General features: G+C 67.2%; 13 protein-coding genes. 11 read left to right on the forward strand and 2 right to left on the reverse strand.

All coding sequences use genetic code 11. From position 1 onward, the window contains the following. Positions 1–3 precede the first annotated feature (3 nt). From AC13F7_RS13950 to AC13F7_RS13980, 7 genes are all read left to right on the forward strand, one after another. Complete coding sequence (locus tag AC13F7_RS13950; protein ID WP_481467898.1) at positions 4–561, forward strand: YceI family protein; 558 nt, start codon at positions 4–6, stop codon at positions 559–561. Next, positions 558–2,618, forward strand: coding sequence for a phospholipase D family protein (locus AC13F7_RS13955; RefSeq protein ID WP_483001432.1), 2,061 nt, complete (start codon positions 558–560; stop codon positions 2,616–2,618). Before AC13F7_RS13950 ends, AC13F7_RS13955 begins: the two co-directional genes overlap by 4 nt. A gap of 19 nt (positions 2,619–2,637) precedes the next feature. Continuing rightward, positions 2,638–3,075 (forward strand): hotdog fold thioesterase, encoded by a 438-nt coding sequence (locus tag AC13F7_RS13960; protein ID WP_483001434.1) that lies wholly within the window; start codon positions 2,638–2,640, stop codon positions 3,073–3,075. Positions 3,076–3,256: 181 nt separating this feature from the next. Then, a complete protein-coding gene (locus AC13F7_RS13965) occupies positions 3,257–4,048 on the forward strand; it encodes a lysophospholipid acyltransferase family protein (protein ID WP_265309910.1) in 792 nt (263 codons plus the stop codon). Positions 4,049–4,105: 57 nt separating this feature from the next. Continuing rightward, complete coding sequence (locus AC13F7_RS13970; RefSeq protein ID WP_483001783.1) at positions 4,106–5,101, forward strand: YheT family hydrolase; 996 nt, start codon at positions 4,106–4,108, stop codon at positions 5,099–5,101. A 63-nt stretch (positions 5,102–5,164) separates the two neighbouring features. Continuing rightward, on the forward strand, positions 5,165–7,234 hold the full coding sequence (locus AC13F7_RS13975; RefSeq protein WP_483001436.1) for a tetratricopeptide repeat protein: 2,070 nt from the start codon (positions 5,165–5,167) through the stop codon (positions 7,232–7,234). A 10-nt stretch (positions 7,235–7,244) separates the two neighbouring features. Beyond that, positions 7,245–7,856 (forward strand): YbhB/YbcL family Raf kinase inhibitor-like protein, encoded by a 612-nt coding sequence (locus tag AC13F7_RS13980; protein ID WP_483001438.1) that lies wholly within the window; start codon positions 7,245–7,247, stop codon positions 7,854–7,856. A gap of 133 nt (positions 7,857–7,989) precedes the next feature. On the opposite strand, the gene AC13F7_RS13985 is transcribed toward AC13F7_RS13980, so the two are convergent. Further along, positions 7,990–8,826, reverse strand: coding sequence for a DUF4377 domain-containing protein (locus tag AC13F7_RS13985; protein WP_483001440.1), 837 nt, complete (start codon positions 8,824–8,826; stop codon positions 7,990–7,992). Between the two features lie 71 nt (positions 8,827–8,897). Then, a complete protein-coding gene (locus tag AC13F7_RS13990) occupies positions 8,898–9,692 on the reverse strand; it encodes an undecaprenyl-diphosphate phosphatase (protein ID WP_481467798.1) in 795 nt (264 codons plus the stop codon). Between the two features lie 223 nt (positions 9,693–9,915). On the opposite strand from AC13F7_RS13990, the gene glnA reads away from it, so the two are divergent. From glnA to AC13F7_RS14010, 4 genes are all read left to right on the forward strand, one after another. Beyond that, complete coding sequence (gene glnA / locus AC13F7_RS13995; RefSeq protein ID WP_346471594.1) at positions 9,916–11,325, forward strand: type I glutamate--ammonia ligase; 1,410 nt, start codon at positions 9,916–9,918, stop codon at positions 11,323–11,325. Positions 11,326–11,664: 339 nt separating this feature from the next. Next, positions 11,665–12,003 (forward strand): P-II family nitrogen regulator, encoded by a 339-nt coding sequence (locus tag AC13F7_RS14000; protein WP_019184907.1) that lies wholly within the window; start codon positions 11,665–11,667, stop codon positions 12,001–12,003. Positions 12,004–12,021: 18 nt separating this feature from the next. Beyond that, the gene (locus AC13F7_RS14005) at positions 12,022–13,455 is read left to right on the forward strand and encodes an ammonium transporter (protein WP_123731038.1); all 1,434 of its coding nucleotides are present in this window, start codon (positions 12,022–12,024) and stop codon (positions 13,453–13,455) included. A 403-nt stretch (positions 13,456–13,858) separates the two neighbouring features. Next, positions 13,859–15,571 (forward strand): ShlB/FhaC/HecB family hemolysin secretion/activation protein, encoded by a 1,713-nt coding sequence (locus AC13F7_RS14010; RefSeq protein ID WP_483001785.1) that lies wholly within the window; start codon positions 13,859–13,861, stop codon positions 15,569–15,571. Positions 15,572–15,611: the final 40 nt, after the last annotated feature.

Genomic DNA, 15,611 nt, shown 5'->3' on the forward strand with positions numbered 1-15,611 from the left:
CTGATGGCAGGGGCGGTGCATGCCGCCCCGCCGTCGTCCGTACCGTCACCGACCAGCCATGCGCTGGCCTTGGATACGGTCAAGTCGCGCTTCGGGTTTGAAATCCGGACCCGGATCGGCCAACGCATCGAGGGCGTGTTCCCGCGCTTTGAAGGCAACATCGAGGTGCTCTCCGACGGTCGCCACCAGGTACACCTGAGGATGTTCACCCGCTATGTGGAGATTCCCGGCAAGGCCCGCTACACCGGCTGGATGCGTGGCGAGGAGTTCTTTGACTCGGCCCGGTATCCAGTGGTCGAGTTCGACTCGCTGCCGTACTGGCCGGAAGTGGTGGAAAAGGGCGGCAGCATCCAGGGCCGCCTGATCCTGCGCGGGGTCAGCCACCCGGAGACCCTGCGGGTGGAACCGCCGGAGTGTGCCCGGGCCGGGTATGATTGCGACGTCGTCAGCCGCGGTACCGTCCAACGTGGCCGGTATGGAATGGACAGCTGGCAGCTTGCCTTGAGTGATCGAGTGACCTTTGTATTGCGTGCGCGTCTGAGCGAGGCGCCGAAACCGTGAACCCATTGCTGCGTCTGTTGGTGCTGGCAACGCTGTTGCTGGGCAGCGGCTGTGCCTCGCTGTCCAACGCCGAGCGCGACCGCGCGGCCGGCATCGCCGTGCAGGCGCGATCAACCGTGGTCGACTGTGCCCAGGCCGACCGCTGCGCCCTGGATTCACCGCTGCGCGCCCTCGGGGGCCGCGCGTTCGCCGAATCCCACGCCGGCCAGCCGCGCCACTACGCCACCATCCTGGATGAGGGCGAAGTCGCCCTTGTCGCGCGTTTGAACCTGATCCGCAGTGCCACGCGCAGCATCGACCTGCAGACCTACATCTTCGACAAGGACGACAGCGCCCGGCTCGTGCTCGATGAGCTGCAGGCGGCCGCGCGCCGCGGGGTCAAGGTCCGGTTGTTGATCGACCAGCTCTCGGCCATCTCCGATCTGGAAATCCTGGGGGCACTGTCCGGCAGCCATGCCAATTTCGAGCTGCGGGTCTACAACCCCACCTTCGGCAAAGCGCGCCTGAACTACTTCGACTACGCGGCCAGCGTGGTGTGCTGCTTCCGCCGCTTCAACCAGCGCATGCACAACAAGCTGCTGGTGGTCGACGATGCACTGGGCGTGGTCGGCGGGCGCAACTACCAGGACGACTATTACGACTGGGACAGCGAATACAATTTCCGCGACCGCGACGTGATCGTGGCCGGCCCGGAAGTGCGCGAGATGGCCGCCAACTTCGATGCGTTCTGGCGCGCGCCGCGCAGCGTGCCGGCCGAACGCCTCAACGACGTTGGCCGCACCCTGCTGCGCCAGGGCGTCCCGGCCATGCCGCCGGCCGACGTCCGGCGACCGGAGCGACTCGAACGGGTCAGCGAAGAAGCCAACGACCCCGACTACGTCCGCCGCACTTTCGTCGATACCGCCCTGCCGGTGGCCTCGGTGCAGTACGTGGCCGACCTGCCGCGCAAGCACCGCCGCGAACGGGCCAGCCAACCGGCCAACGGCCAGCACGTGACCGAGCCGCAGCTGGATTCGTTGATTGCCAGCGCACAGACCGAGGTGCTGCTGCAGACCCCGTACCTGGTGCTGTCCAAGCCGGCCCAGCGCCTGTTCCGCGACCTGCGCAAGCGCGAACATGCACCGCGCGTGGTGGTGTCCACCAACAGCCTGGCCGCCACCGACAACCCGATCGTCTACGCGCTGTCCTACAAGTACAAACGCCGCAACCTGCGCGAGCTGGGCTTCAACGTCTACGAGTTCAAGCCGTTCCCGCTGGATGCGCCGGTGGATTACCGCAATCTGCTGCCCGCACCGCTTGGCACCGAGGCGCCACCGTCGCAGGGCCGGCGCAGCAGCCTGCTGGGCGGCAGTGCCGCAGGCAGCAATGCCCGCAGCAATGGCAGTGGCGACAGCCGTCGCGGCAGTGATACCGGCAGTGATGCCGATGCCGTTCCCCGGGTCACGCGCCAGCCCACGCCGGGCCCCTCCGCGCGGCGGCGCATGGATGGCAGCGTGGTCGGGCGGCGCGTGCTGCGTGCTGAAACCCGGCCGTCCTTCCTCGGTACCAAGGCAGTCAACAAACCGTTGCCGGTCACCCGCACCGGCGCCCGCATGGGTCTGCATGCCAAGTCGCTGGTGGTGGACCGCCGCATCGGGGTGATCGGGACGCACAACTTCGACCCGCGCAGCGAGAACTACAACACCGAGGGCGCGGTGATCATCGATGACCCGGTGTTCGCCGAGGCGCTGGCGCAGAGCATCCTGCGCGACATCCACCCGCAGAACTCCTGGGTGGTGGCGCCGCGTGCCAAGCCGCCAGTGCTGTCCGGATTGAACTACAGCGTCGGCAAGGCCTCCGAAGCGCTGCCCGTGCTCGATTTCTGGCCATGGCGCTACGCCACCGATTACGAATTCCAGCCGGGCCCTGAATGCCCGGAGCCGCTCAAACGCCAGGACCCGGCGTTCCACACCTGCTATGTCGCCGTCGGTGACTTCCCCGAGGTGAATGTCGGGCCGAAGTGGTTGCTGGTGCGCATGCTGACCGCCTTCGGCGCCGGGCTGGTTCCGATTCTGTAACCCTCCACGGAGAAGCTGCATGTCCCAGGTATTCCGCGACGCGGTGTCGATCCAGGCGCTCAACGCGCTCAGCCGCAACACGCTCATCGAGCACCTGGGCATCACGTTCACCGCGGCGGGTGAGGACTGGATCAGCGCGACCATGCCGGTGGACGAACGCACCCGCCAGCCGTACGGCATCCTGCATGGCGGCGCGTCGGTGGTGCTCGCTGAAACCCTGGGCAGCAGTGCCGGTAACCTGTGCGTGGATACCACCGCCCAGGTCTGTGTCGGGCTGGAGATCAACGCCAACCACATCCGCGCTGTGCGTGCCGGCACCGTCACCGGCACCGCGCGTGCGGTGCACGTCGGCCGCAGCACCCAGGTCTGGGACATCCGTATCGAAGATGAGGCCGGCAAGCTGGTCTGCACCTCGCGGCTGACGCTGGCGGTGGTTGCGGCGGTCCGGCCGGGCTGATCGGCGGCATGGCATGGACGCTGTGTTGCACCGGCCATGACAGTGCGCCGGCGCATGTCGCCCCGGTGGCTGTGCCGTGCAGGGGCACCGGCTTGACCGCGTCCGGCGAGTGGCGTGCCGCTGTCATGGAATTGTCCGGATTCCGCTGGCAGAGCCTGCGGCGCTCGGGTATCGTTCGCGGATGAATTCCCCCACTCCGGCCTCACGTGGCGGCGTGGCGCGTGTGTGCCGTTACCTGTACCGCGTACCGCTGCTGCTGGTCCACCTGTTGCTGTTCCTGCCGATGCTGCTGATCGCCATGCTGCCGCCGTGGGGGCGTATGCGTGTGGGCGAGCGCACGTTCGAGCACGCGGCGGTCAATGCCTGGTCGGCCGGCCTGATGTGGATCTTCGGGTTCCGCCTGCACCGGATCGGCACGCCGCTGCCGGGTGCGGTGCTGTTCGTGGCCAACCACGTCAGCTGGGTCGACATCTCGATGCTGCACAGCCAGCGCATGATGGGTTTCGTGGCCAAGCAGGAGATCGCCGGGTGGCCGGTGGTCGGCTGGCTGGCCGCACGTGGGCAGACGATTTTCCATCAGCGTGGCAGCACCGAGTCGCTCGGTGGCGTGATGCAGGAAATGGTCGTGCGCCTGCGCGAGGGCAAAGCGGTTGGCGTATTCCCGGAAGGGCGCACCCGCGGTGGGCATGAAGTGGGCCCGTTCCACGCGCGCATCTTCCAGGCCGCAGTCGAAACCCAGGTGCCGATCCAGCCGGTGGCGCTGCGTTATGGCGTGCGCGGCGATGCGCAGACCATTGTCGCGTTCGGCCCGAAGGAGAGCTTTTTCGCCAACTTCCTGCGGCTGCTGGGCGAGCCGGCACGGCGGGCCGAGGTGCATTTCCTCGCGCCTATTGGGACTCACGATCTGGAAGGCCGTCGCCGCATCGCGGAAACCTCGCGCGCGCGCATCCTGGCGGCCATGTCCGCCGAGTAACCCGGTGCTGTTCCTTCACGCGCCAGCGTCCAAGCCGGGAGCAGGCTCGCGCCCATGTTGACCGCTGCCGATTACCAACCGCCGCGTTGGCTGCGCAATCCGCATCTGCAGTCGATGCTCAGCTCCAGCCGCATGCGCATGCAGCGCGGCCTGGTGCTGCTGGCCGCCACCGGTGCGCATACCGAAGAGTTGATTCTCGACGGTGGCGAAGGCGTGCGCCTGCAGGGCTGGCACAGCTACATCGAGGGCCGTCAGCCAATCGGCATGGCCCTGCTGCTGCATGGCTGGGAAGGCAGCGCCGAATCCAGCTACATGCGCATGACGGCGGCCCGGCTGCTTGAAGAAGGCTATGACGTGGTGCGGTTGAACTTCCGCGACCACGGCAACACCCATCACCTCAACCCTGGCATCTTCCACTCCAACCGCATCGATGAAGTGGTGCACGCCGCCGGCGACATCGCCCGGCGCTGGCCCGAGCTGCCGCTGGTCGCGGCCGGCTATTCGCTGGGCGGCAACTTCGTGCTGCGCCTGGCCCTGCGCGCGCCATCGGCCGGGGTGCCGTTGCGCCGGGTCGCCTCGGTCTGCCCGGTGCTGGATCCGGCCATCACGATGGAGAGCATCGAGAATGGCCCGGCGATGTACGACTGGTACTTCCGGCGCAAATGGGCCGGCTCGCTGCGCCGCAAGCGTGATCTGTTCCCCGAGCTGAGCGACTGGGACGACCGCGTGCTCAAGCTGGACATCCGCGCGCTGACCGCCTGGCTGGTCGAGCACCACACCGATTTCGGCTCCCTGCAGGCGTACTTCGATGGCTACTCGATCGCCGGCGACCGGCTGGCCGGGTTGCAGGTGCCGGCCGACATCCTGATGGCCCAGGACGACCCGGTGATCCCGTTCACCACCTTCAACGGTTGGCGCCTGCCGGCCCATGCCCATCTGGAAATCGCCCCGTGGGGCGGCCATTGCGGGTTCCTGGAGAACTGGCGTGGCGATGGCTTCTCCGAGCGCTGGGTGGCCCAGCGGCTGCGGCTCGAGGCGAACGCGTCCGCCTGATCGGCCGTTCTGGCGGGCCGGCCCCGCTACAATCGCGGTTTGACCCTCGAGTTCCGGACCGTCATGCAAGACCAGATTCTTCAAGCCCTGCGCCGCAATGCGGTGGACGACGCCGTGCAGCTGGCGCGCGAATGGACCACGGCCGAGCCGGAGCAGCCGCAGGCGCACCGCTGGCTGTCGCTGTCGCTGCAGCAGCAGGGCCAGTTCGACGATGCGCTGACCAGCTTGCAGCAGGCGCTGACGCTCGCCCCGGACAATGCCGATCTGCACCTGCAGCAGGCGGGCCTGTTGTTGGCCCTGCGCCAGTTCGACGCCGCCGGTTCGGCGCTGGACCGCACCGCCGAACTCAACCCCAATGAGCTGTCCGCCTACGTGATGCAGGCGCACCTGGCGCTGGCCCGCAATGACGTCGATGAAGCCGACCGACTGACCCGCCTGGCCACGCGTGTGGATGAAGACCATCCCGAACTGGCGGCCTTGACCGGCATGGTGGCGCTGCGCCGGGGCGAGGTGGATCGCGCGCTGTCGCTGCTGTCGGCCGCCAGCGAAGCCCTGCCGGGTGATTCGCGCGTGCTGTACGCCCTCGGCTTTGCCTACCTGGGCAAGGACATGCTGGCCTTCGCCGAGCAGGCGTTCCGCCGCGTGCTGGAGTTGAACCCGAGCGTCACCTCGCTGCAGGGCCTGATCGTGCAGCTGGCGCTGCGCCAGGGCCACGTGGATGTGGCCGCCGAGATGATGCGTCACGTGCTGGCCACCCCGGCCGGCGACAGCCCGGCCATGCGCCGCCTGGCCGGCGAGCTGGAACTGCAGGCCGGGCAACCGCTGCAGGCGCTCGAGCAGCTGCTGCCGGTGCTGGCCCAGTGGCCAGCCGATCGCCACACGCTGCAACTGCTGCTGATGGCCTGGCAGCGCCTGGGCCGCGAACAGCAGGCCCGCGAGACGCTCGATGCGGCCCTGGCCGATCACCCCGAGGTGCATGACCTGTGGATGGCGCGCCTGACCGTCGAACCGGTCGGTGGGCCGGAGGCGGTTGCCGTGGGCGAACGCTGGCTGCAGGCCATGCCCGAGCATCTGCCGGCGCTGGAAACCCGCCTGCGCCTGCATGACATGAACAACGAGCCCGAGGCCGCCGAAGCCGTGGCCGAACGGATCGTGACCCTTGAGCCGGGCCGTGCCAGTGGCGAAACGCGTCTGGTCGACGGTCTGCTCACCCGGGATCCCTCGGCCGCCATCGCCCGCGTACAGGCGCTGCACGATGGTGCGCCGGAGGCGGCCAAGCCGTCGTTGCGCGCGTGGCTGGGCTCGGTCCAGGACCGTGCCGGCCAGTACCGCGAGGCGGTCCGGACGTGGGTCGAACTGCACGCCGCTGAAGCACCGCAGCGTCTGCCGCTGCCGCCGCAGGCCAAGGCACCGCTGAGCTGGCCGGACCTGGCGCCGGTGCCCGAAGGCAACGCTGTTGCGCCGATCTTCGTCTGGGGTGCGCCAGGCTCGGGCGTGGAGCGTGTGGTCGCGGCGATGGCCGCTGCCAGTCCGGTGGTCCGCGGTGATCGCTTCGGCTCGACGCCGCCCAATGATGCCTTCCAGAGCTATCACACGCTGCAGGACCTCTCGACCGGCAAGCTGACCCCGGAAGGTCTGGTCACCCAGTGGCGCGAGCAGCTGCCCGCGCGCGGGATCACCGAGGGCGCGGTGATCGACTGGCTGCTGTGGTGGGACAACGCACTGCTGTGGGCGCTGCGCCCGCAACTGCCGGAAGGTCGCCTGATCATTGCCGTGCGTGACCCGCGCGACATGCTGCTGGAGTGGATCGCCTTCGGTGCACCGGCGCCGTTCGCGGTGAACTCGGTGCATGAAGCGGCGGAATGGCTGGCGCGTTCGCTGGCCCAGGTCGCCACGCTGCACGAACAGGACCTGTACCCGAACGCGCTGGTGCGCATCGATGACATCGGCAACGACGCGCAGGCCATGGCGCATCATCTGGGCAACCTGTTCGGCATGCATTTCCCGCCCGCGTCCACGCTCGGTCCGGCCCGCATGGCCCCCGGCCATTGGCGCGATTACCGCGATGAAATGGGCACTGCCTTCGCACTGCTGACCTCGGTCGCAGTGCGCCTGGGCTACCCGGAAGAGTGAGGAGACCTGTATGTATCTGAGCAGTGAGAGCATTACCAACGGCCAGCCGATCGCCGCCACGTTTGCAGCCGGCAACGCCGAGGGCTTCGCGCCCAATCGCAACCCACAGCTGGCCTGGCACGACGTGCCGGCCGGCACCCGGTCGTTCGCGCTGCTGTGCATCGACCCGGATGTGCCGACCGTGCCGGAGACCGTGGGCCGCCAGGATTGCACGGTGCCGCGCGATCAACCGCGCGCGCACTTCACCCACTGGGCGATGGTCGACATTCCGGCCGACGTGCACGAGCTCGCTGCCGGCAGCTGCAGTGACGGTTTCATCGTGGGCGGCAAGACCCAGCCGGCGGGCCCGGCAGGCAGCCGCCAGGGCCTGAACGATTTCACCGGCTGGTTTGCGGGCAATCCGGACATGGCCGGCCAGTACCTGGGCTATGACGGCCCGTACCCGCCCTTCAACGACGAACGCGTGCACCGCTACTTCTTCCGCGTGTTCGCACTGGACGTGGCCCAGCTGGGGCTGCCCGATCCCTTCACTGCAGCGGACGTGCTGCGTGCGATGCAGGGGCACGTGCTGGCCGAAGCCTCGCTGCATGGCACCTACACGTTGAATCCGGCGCTGGCCTGAGGTGAGGCCGACCGTTGGTCGGTGCTCGCCCCGGTAGGTACCGACCGTTGGTCGGTACTGCGCCATCGGGAGCCGGCCAGCGGCCGGCACTACAGGATGAAGAAGGGCGGCCCTTGGCCGCCCTTCTGCTTTCTTATTTTTTCTCGTTCGCGGACTCGACCACCATGTCCAGCACATACGCATTGGACGAGGCATCGGCCGGCGGGTTGGCGATCTTGTAGCGCTTCACGCGCACCACGTTACGCACGCCGTCTTCGTGGGTATAGCCCTCGATGGCGTCGTAGAAGTTCTGCCACTCGCCCGGCTCACCCTGCTTGATGCCATTGGCGTCGTAGCGGATCTCACGGGTCTGCAGGCACTGCTTGTCGCGGATCATCGGGTGTGGGCACGGCTTGGTCTGCGCGGCCACTTCCAGGAACACCGTTTCGCCTTCGCCGCCGTAGTGGGTTTCAGCGGTCGGCTCCGGGGTGAACACCAGCACATCCCCGTTGGCGGTGCGCAGGGTCAGCTGGCCGGCATCGCCAAGCTCGGTCTTGAGCGCGCCTTCCAGACGGCTGCCGACGGCCTGGTCCAGCGCCATCAGGTTTTTGTCGGTGCAGGCCATCATGGTCGAGGCCATCGGCGAGATGGTCAGCGAACCGTCGGCCAGCGTGTAGCCGCCGCCCATGCGGTTGCAGGTGTTGCTGATCGCGATGCGGTCTTCCTTGAAGTCCAGCGTGACCGGCTTGTCGGCACGGGCGAACAGCGCATCGATGCGCTTGCCGCTGGCATCGGTGGCGCTCTCGAGCCGCCAATGGTTGGCGTGCAGCAGCGACGCGCTCAAGGCTGCGCTGGCGTTCTGCGTGGCCACCGGGGCCGATGCAGGCGCCGGGGACGGCTCGCTGCCGGGGGCGGCAGGCGAATTCGCGGGCGGGTTGCTGCACGCGGCCATCATGGCCAGCGGCAGGATCAGCATCAGGGTGCGTTTCATGTACATCTCCTTGGGAACCTGGGGAAAAACGCCGGCGCAGCCACAACGGGGTTGCACCGGCGCCGGGCCGTTCAGTTGCCAGCCGGCAACCAGAGCAGCAAGGCCGCGCCCAGTGCGATGCGGTAGAACGCGAACGCCGTGAATCGGTGCGACTTGATATAGCCCAGCAACCACTTCACTACGATGAAGCCGGTGACGACCGCGGCAAGGAAGGCCACGCCCACATCGGTCCAGTTCTCACTGGCGAGCTTGCCCTCCTTGGCCAGTTCCAGGAAGGCATAGCCGCTGGCCGCGAACATGGTCGGGATGCCGACCAGGAACACAAATTCGGTGGCCTTCGCGCGGCGGCTCAGACCGAACAGCATCGCGATGAAGATCGCCGCCGCCGAGCGCGAGGTCCCCGGGAACACACCGGCCACCACCTGCGCCACGCCGACCAGGATGGCGACCTTCCAGGTCACCTCATCGCGTTCGGGCAGGCGCGCGGTATAGGCCTCCACCAGGAGCATCCACAGGCCACCGATGATCAGCGCCCAGGCCACCGGGGTGACTGTCTCCGGCAGCTCCCAGCCGGCCAGGCGGACCGGCAGGCCGACCACGGCGGTCACCAGGAAGGCGGTCCCGAGCTTGAGCACGTAATCGCGGTTGGCGCGTTCGTGCAGGCCGGTCGCAAGCGTCCACAGCCGCTGGCGGAACACCAGTGTGATTGCCAGGATCGCGCCGGCCTGGATGATGATGTTGAAGAAGTCCGAGCGTGCGCCCAGCCAGTGCTGGGCGATCAGCAGGTGGCCGGTGCTGGAGATCGGCAGGAATTCGGTGAGGCCTTCAAGAATGCCCAGAAGGAGGGCGGAGAGCAGATCGGACATCGGGAGTGCTGGGGCTCGGAAGGGGGGACATCGGGAGGCAGCATAAAACATCCGCGCGCCGCACCAAATGTGTGCGTGGTGCAGGATGTGCACTACTTTGGTGCGCACTGGCACGCACCACGTTGCGTGCCAGCCCAGTGAAATCAAGGGTTTGTGAAGTCTGAAAAGTTGGCACGGGGATTGCTCTATCCACATAGGCAATCACCCATCTGAGGTTTCACCGATGTCCGTGGAAAATGTTGAGAAGCTGATCAAGGACAACCAGATCGAGTTCGTCGACCTGCGTTTCGTCGATATGCGTGGTATCGAGCAGCACGTCACCTTCCCGGTCAGCATCGTGGAGCCGTCGCTGTTTGAAGAAGGCAAGATGTTCGATGGCAGCTCGATCGCCGGCTGGAAGGGCATCAACGAATCGGACATGGTCCTGCTGCCGGACCCGTCCAGCGCCTACATCGACCCGTTCTACGCCGACCCGACCCTGGTCATCAGCTGCGACATCCTCGATCCGGCCACCATGCAGCCGTACGGCCGCTGCCCGCGCGGCATCGCCAAGCGCGCCGAGGCCTATCTGAAGTCCTCCGGCATCGCCGAGCAGGCCTTCTTCGGCCCGGAGCCGGAGTTCTTCATCTTCGATTCGGTCCGCTTTGCCAACGACATGGGCCACACCTTCTTCAAGATCGATTCCGAAGAAGCGGCCTGGAGCACCGGTGACAAGTACGACGGCGCCAACAGCGGCTACCGTCCCGCCGTGAAGGGCGGCTACTTCCCCGTTCCGCCGACCGATTCGCTGCACGACCTGCGTGCGGAAATGTGCAAGACGCTGGAACAGGTCGGCATCGAAGTGGAAGTGCAGCACCACGAAGTGGCCACCGCCGGCCAGTGCGAGATCGGCACCAAGTTCAGCACCCTGGTGCAGAAGGCCGATGAACTGCTGCGCATGAAGCACGTCATCAAGAACGTCGCCCACCGCAACGGCAAGACCGCCACCTTCATGCCCAAGCCGATCGTCGGCGACAACGGCAGCGGCATGCACGTGCACCAGTCGCTGTCCAAGGGCGGCACCAACCTGTTCTCCGGTGACGGCTACGGCGGCCTGAGCCAGCTGGCGCTGTGGTACATCGGCGGCATCTTCAAGCACGCCAAGGCCATCAACGCCTTCGCCAACTCCGGCACCAACAGCTACAAGCGCCTGGTCCCGGGCTTTGAAGCCCCGGTGATGCTGGCCTATTCGGCCCGCAACCGTTCCGCCTCGTGCCGCATTCCGTGGGTGTCCAATCCGAAGGCGCGCCGCATCGAAATGCGCTTCCCCGATCCGATCCAGTCCGGCTACCTGACCTTCACCGTGCTGATGATGGCCGGCCTGGACGGCATCAAGAACCAGATCGACCCGGGCGCACCGAGCGACAAGGATCTGTACGACCTGCCGCCGGAAGAAGAGAAGCTGATCCCGCAGGTCTGCTCCTCGCTGGACCAGGCTCTGGAAGCGCTGGACAAGGACCGCGAGTTCCTCAAGGCCGGTGGCGTGATGAGCGACGACTTCATCGACGGCTACATCGCGCTGAAGATGCAGGAAGTCACCCGCTTCCGTGCGGCGACCCATCCGCTCGAATACCAGATGTACTACGCGAACTGAGCAACTGGTGACGATGACGAAGGATATCCCTCCCACCCTTCGTCATCGTCGCCGCCTTTTGCAGCCCTCGCATCCGGGCGGCAACGGGTCCGCAGGACATGCGCTGCAGCTGGGGAGCCGCAGCGCAGGCAACACGTACCACCAGGGGCAAGAGAGACCGGACGCGTCATGGGCCCTTCCTCCCTCCCGCGTCACCGCTGACGTCGCCCTTCGGGCGTCGGCAACGGCGTGGTCCATGCAACGTTCGGCGCAACGACCGGCGGCCATGTGCAAGTGGCCGCCGGTTGACCTGACATCGGCCCCACGCGGGCCGGTTCCATCCACCATCGGGATATGCGCATGAAACTGATCTCCGCCATCATCCGGCCGTTCAAGCTCGACGAGGTCCGCGAGGCCCTCTCCGACGCTGGCGTGTCGGGCATCACCGTGACCGAAGTCAAAGGCTTCGGGCGCCAGAAGGGCCACACCGAGTTGTATCGCGGCGCGGAGTACGTCGTGGATTTCCTGCCGAAGATCAAGATCGAGACCGTCGTGACCGACGATCGCCTGGAGGCCGTGGTCGAGGCGATCCAGACCGCGGCCGGCACCGGCAAGATCGGCGACGGCAAGATCTTTGTCACCGCGGTCGAACAGGTCGTCCGCATCCGCACCGGCGAAATCGGCGCTGACGCGCTCTAACCCCACTCGGAGCCCACAATGAAGACCTCTTTGTTCACCGGGTGGCAAGCCCGGTTCCATGCCGTGTGCCTGATGATGCTGATCAGCGCACTGGCCGTTGGTGCGTTCTCCAGCAGCGCGCACGCCCAGGCGCAGGTCACCCCGGCACCGTCGGAGACGGTGGCGGTCGAGCCGTTGCCGACCGCGCCGGAGGCCACGGCTGCCCCGGTCGCCGAAGCCGCCGCTGCGGCCACGTTCGATCACGGCGATGTCGCCTGGATGCTCACCTCCACCCTGCTCGTGCTGCTGATGGTGGTGCCGGGCCTGGCCCTGTTCTACGGCGGCCTGGTGCGCTCCAAGAACGTGCTGTCCATCCTCAGCCAGATCCTGGTGGTGTTCTCGCTGGTGCTGATGCTGTGGGTGGCCTACGGCTACAGCGCGGTGTTCAGTGAAGGCAACGCCTTCTTCGGCTCGTTCACCGAGTTCGCCTTCCTCAAGGGCTTCGGCCCGGACACCGTCGGCAACACGCCGATCGCCGGCCTGCCGGATTACCTGTTCGTCGCCTTCCAGTCGACCTTCGCCGGCATCACCACCGCCCTGATCGTCGGTGCGTTCGCCGAGCGCATCAAGTTCAAGGCCGTGCTGCTGTTCTCGGCCCTGTGGTTCACCCTCAGCTACATCCCGATGGCGCACATCGTGTGGGGCGGCGGCTATCTGGGTGAGATGGGCGCGATCGACTTCGCCGGTGGCACCGTGGTCCACATCAATGCCGGTGTGGCCGGCCTGGTGGGCGCGTACTTCGTCGGCAAGCGCATCGGCTACGGCCAGACCGCACTGAAGCCGCACAACGTGCCGTTCACCTACATCGGCGCGATGCTGCTGTGGGTGGGCTGGTTCGGCTTCAACGCCGGCTCGGCCGCCGCGGCCGACACCGTCGCCTCGCTGGCCTTCATCAACACCATCCTCGCCACGGCTGCGGCGGTGCTGGGCTGGACCCTGGTCGAAGCGGTCAGCAAGGGTAAGCCGTCCGCGCTGGGCGCTGCCTCCGGCGCCGTTGCCGGCCTGGTCGGCATCACGCCGGCCTGCGGCACCGTGGGCCCGCTGGGCGCGATCGTGATCGGCCTGGTCGCCGGCGTGGTCTGCGTGTGGGGCGTCACCGGTCTCAAGCGCCTGCTCAAGGTCGATGACACCGCCGACGTGTTCGGCGTGCACGGCATCGGCGGCATCGTCGGTGCGCTGCTTACCGGTGTGTTCAGCGCGCAATCGCTGGGTGGCACCAAGGCCGACCTGGACATCGGTCATCAGGTCTGGGTGCAGCTGGTCAGCGTCGGCTTCACCATCGTCTGGTGTGCCGTGGCCACTGTGCTGATCCTGCTGGTGGTACGCATGGTGTTTGGCCTGCGCGTCACCGAAGAAGCAGAGCGCACCGGCCTGGACGTCACCTCGCACGGCGAGTCGGCCTACGAGGCCTGATCCGCGCGCGATACCGCATTAGAAACGAGAGAGAGAGATGTTTTACCTTTGCCGGCGGCCTTCGGGTCGCCGGTTTTTTGTGGGTGCCTGGTCAGGGTGTTCCGGTGCCCGGCGTCGGACAAGGGTCACAGTTTCCGGCACGCCGCGCCCGGAGCCGTCGGTCCGCAGGACTGCCTGTTCAACGCGCGATCCTGCCGCGCGCAGGGCGCATCCGCGCTCGGTCATCGCTTGGACCGGCATCACTTTTTCACAGTGCCGTCTTCACACTTCAGCCGACAGACGGTCGTTCAAGGCCCTGTTTCCGGTGACCCGATTCCTTTAAAGTTCCGGGCCCGCCCGCCGCTACCCTGCCGGCCGGCACGGATTCTTGCCAAGGAAGAGCGTGAACGTGCAACAAGGACGTATGGAACGCAGCCGCGCGCTGCGGTGGCGGTTGGCTGTGGGTGTCGCATTGGTCGTGGCCTGCATGCAGGCCACCGTGTGCGCGCAGGTCGCCCCCCCGGATCAGGAACTGCTGCGCCAGCAGGAGCGCGAGCGCGCCTTGCGCGAGCAACAGGAAGCCACGCCCGACGTGCGCCTGCAAGCCACGCCGGAAGAAGCGGTGGGTCGCCTCCCGGCTGACGAATCGCCCTGTTTCCCGATCCAGCGCATCGCGCTGGAGGGCGAACTGGCCGATCATTTCCGCTGGTCACTGCGCGCGGCCGATCCGAGCGACGATCCGGCCACCGGCCGTTGCCTGGGCACCGGCGGCGTGGACATCGTGATCAAGCGCATGCAGAACGCGATCATCGCGCGCGGCTACGTGACCACCCGCATCCTGGCCGCCCCGCAGGACCTGAAGACCGGCACGTTGACACTCACCGTAGTGCCCGGCCGCATCAATGCGGTCCGCTTCTCCAGCGAGGAAGGGCGTATGCCCGCCTTGTGGAATGCGCTGGCGGTGGGCCCCGGCGATCTGCTCAACCTGCGCGATATCGAACAGGCGCTGGAAAACCTGCAGCGCGTCCCCACCGCCACGGTCGACATCCAGATCGCCCCGCCGAAGGAGGGCGCACAGGACAAACCCGGTGAAAGCGATCTGGTCATCAGCTGGGCGCAGCGCGCACCGGTGCGCGTGAGCCTGACCCTGGATGATGCCGGCAGCCAGTCCACCGGCAAGCTGCAGGCCGGCGCCACGCTGTCGCTGGACAACCTGGCCGGGCTGAGCGACCTGTTCTACGTCAATGCCGGCAAGTCCGTGTTCAACGGCAGCGACCGCGGCACCGACAGCTGGTCCACCCACTACAGCGTGCCGCTGGGCTGGTGGCTGCTGGGGGCCAACGCCAGCGAATACGACTACCGGCAGACCGTGGCCGGCGCGTACGAGAGCTATGAGTACAGCGGCTCCAGCCGCAATGCCGAGCTGCGCCTGACCCGCATGCTGTTCCGCAATGCGCATGCCAAGACCAGCATGCACGCGCGCGGCTGGTACCGTGAATCGGACAACTTCATCGACGACACCGAGATCCTTGTGCAGCGCCGGCGCATGGCCGGGTGGGAGCTGGGGATCGCGCACCGCCACTTCATCGGCAAGGCCACGCTGGATGCGAACCTGGCCTACCGCCGCGGTACCGGCGCGTTCAACGCGCTGCAGGCACCGGAAGAGGGCTTTGGTGAAGGCACCGCGCGCGGCAAGGTGGTGACCGCCGATGCGCAGCTCACCGTGCCGATGCAATGGGGCCGGCAGGCACTGCGCTATACCGGCAGCTGGCGCGCGCAGTGGAACCGTTCGCGGCTGGTACCGCAGGACCGCTTCTCCATCGGCGGCCGCTACACCGTGCGTGGCTTCGACGGGGAACTCTCGCTCACCGGCGAACGCGGCTGGCTGCTGCGCAATGAACTGGCCTTTGCCATGGGTGGCGGTGTCGAGAGCTTCGTGGCCGTGGACCATGGCCAGGTGGGCGGACCCTCGACCGAGTGGCTGCTCGGCGACCGCCTCACCGGCATGGCGCTGGGCCTGCGTGGCGGCTCGCGTCACGTGCAATGGGAAGGCTTCGTCGGCAGCCCGCTGCACAAGCCCGATGGCTTCCAGACCGCCTACACCACCTTTGGCATGAACCTCGGCATCTCGTTCTGACGCCAGCTGTCCGGCCCTGCGCGCCGCTGCGGTGCGCGAC

The sequence above is a fragment of the Stenotrophomonas sp. K-6 genome (assembly GCF_056861555.1).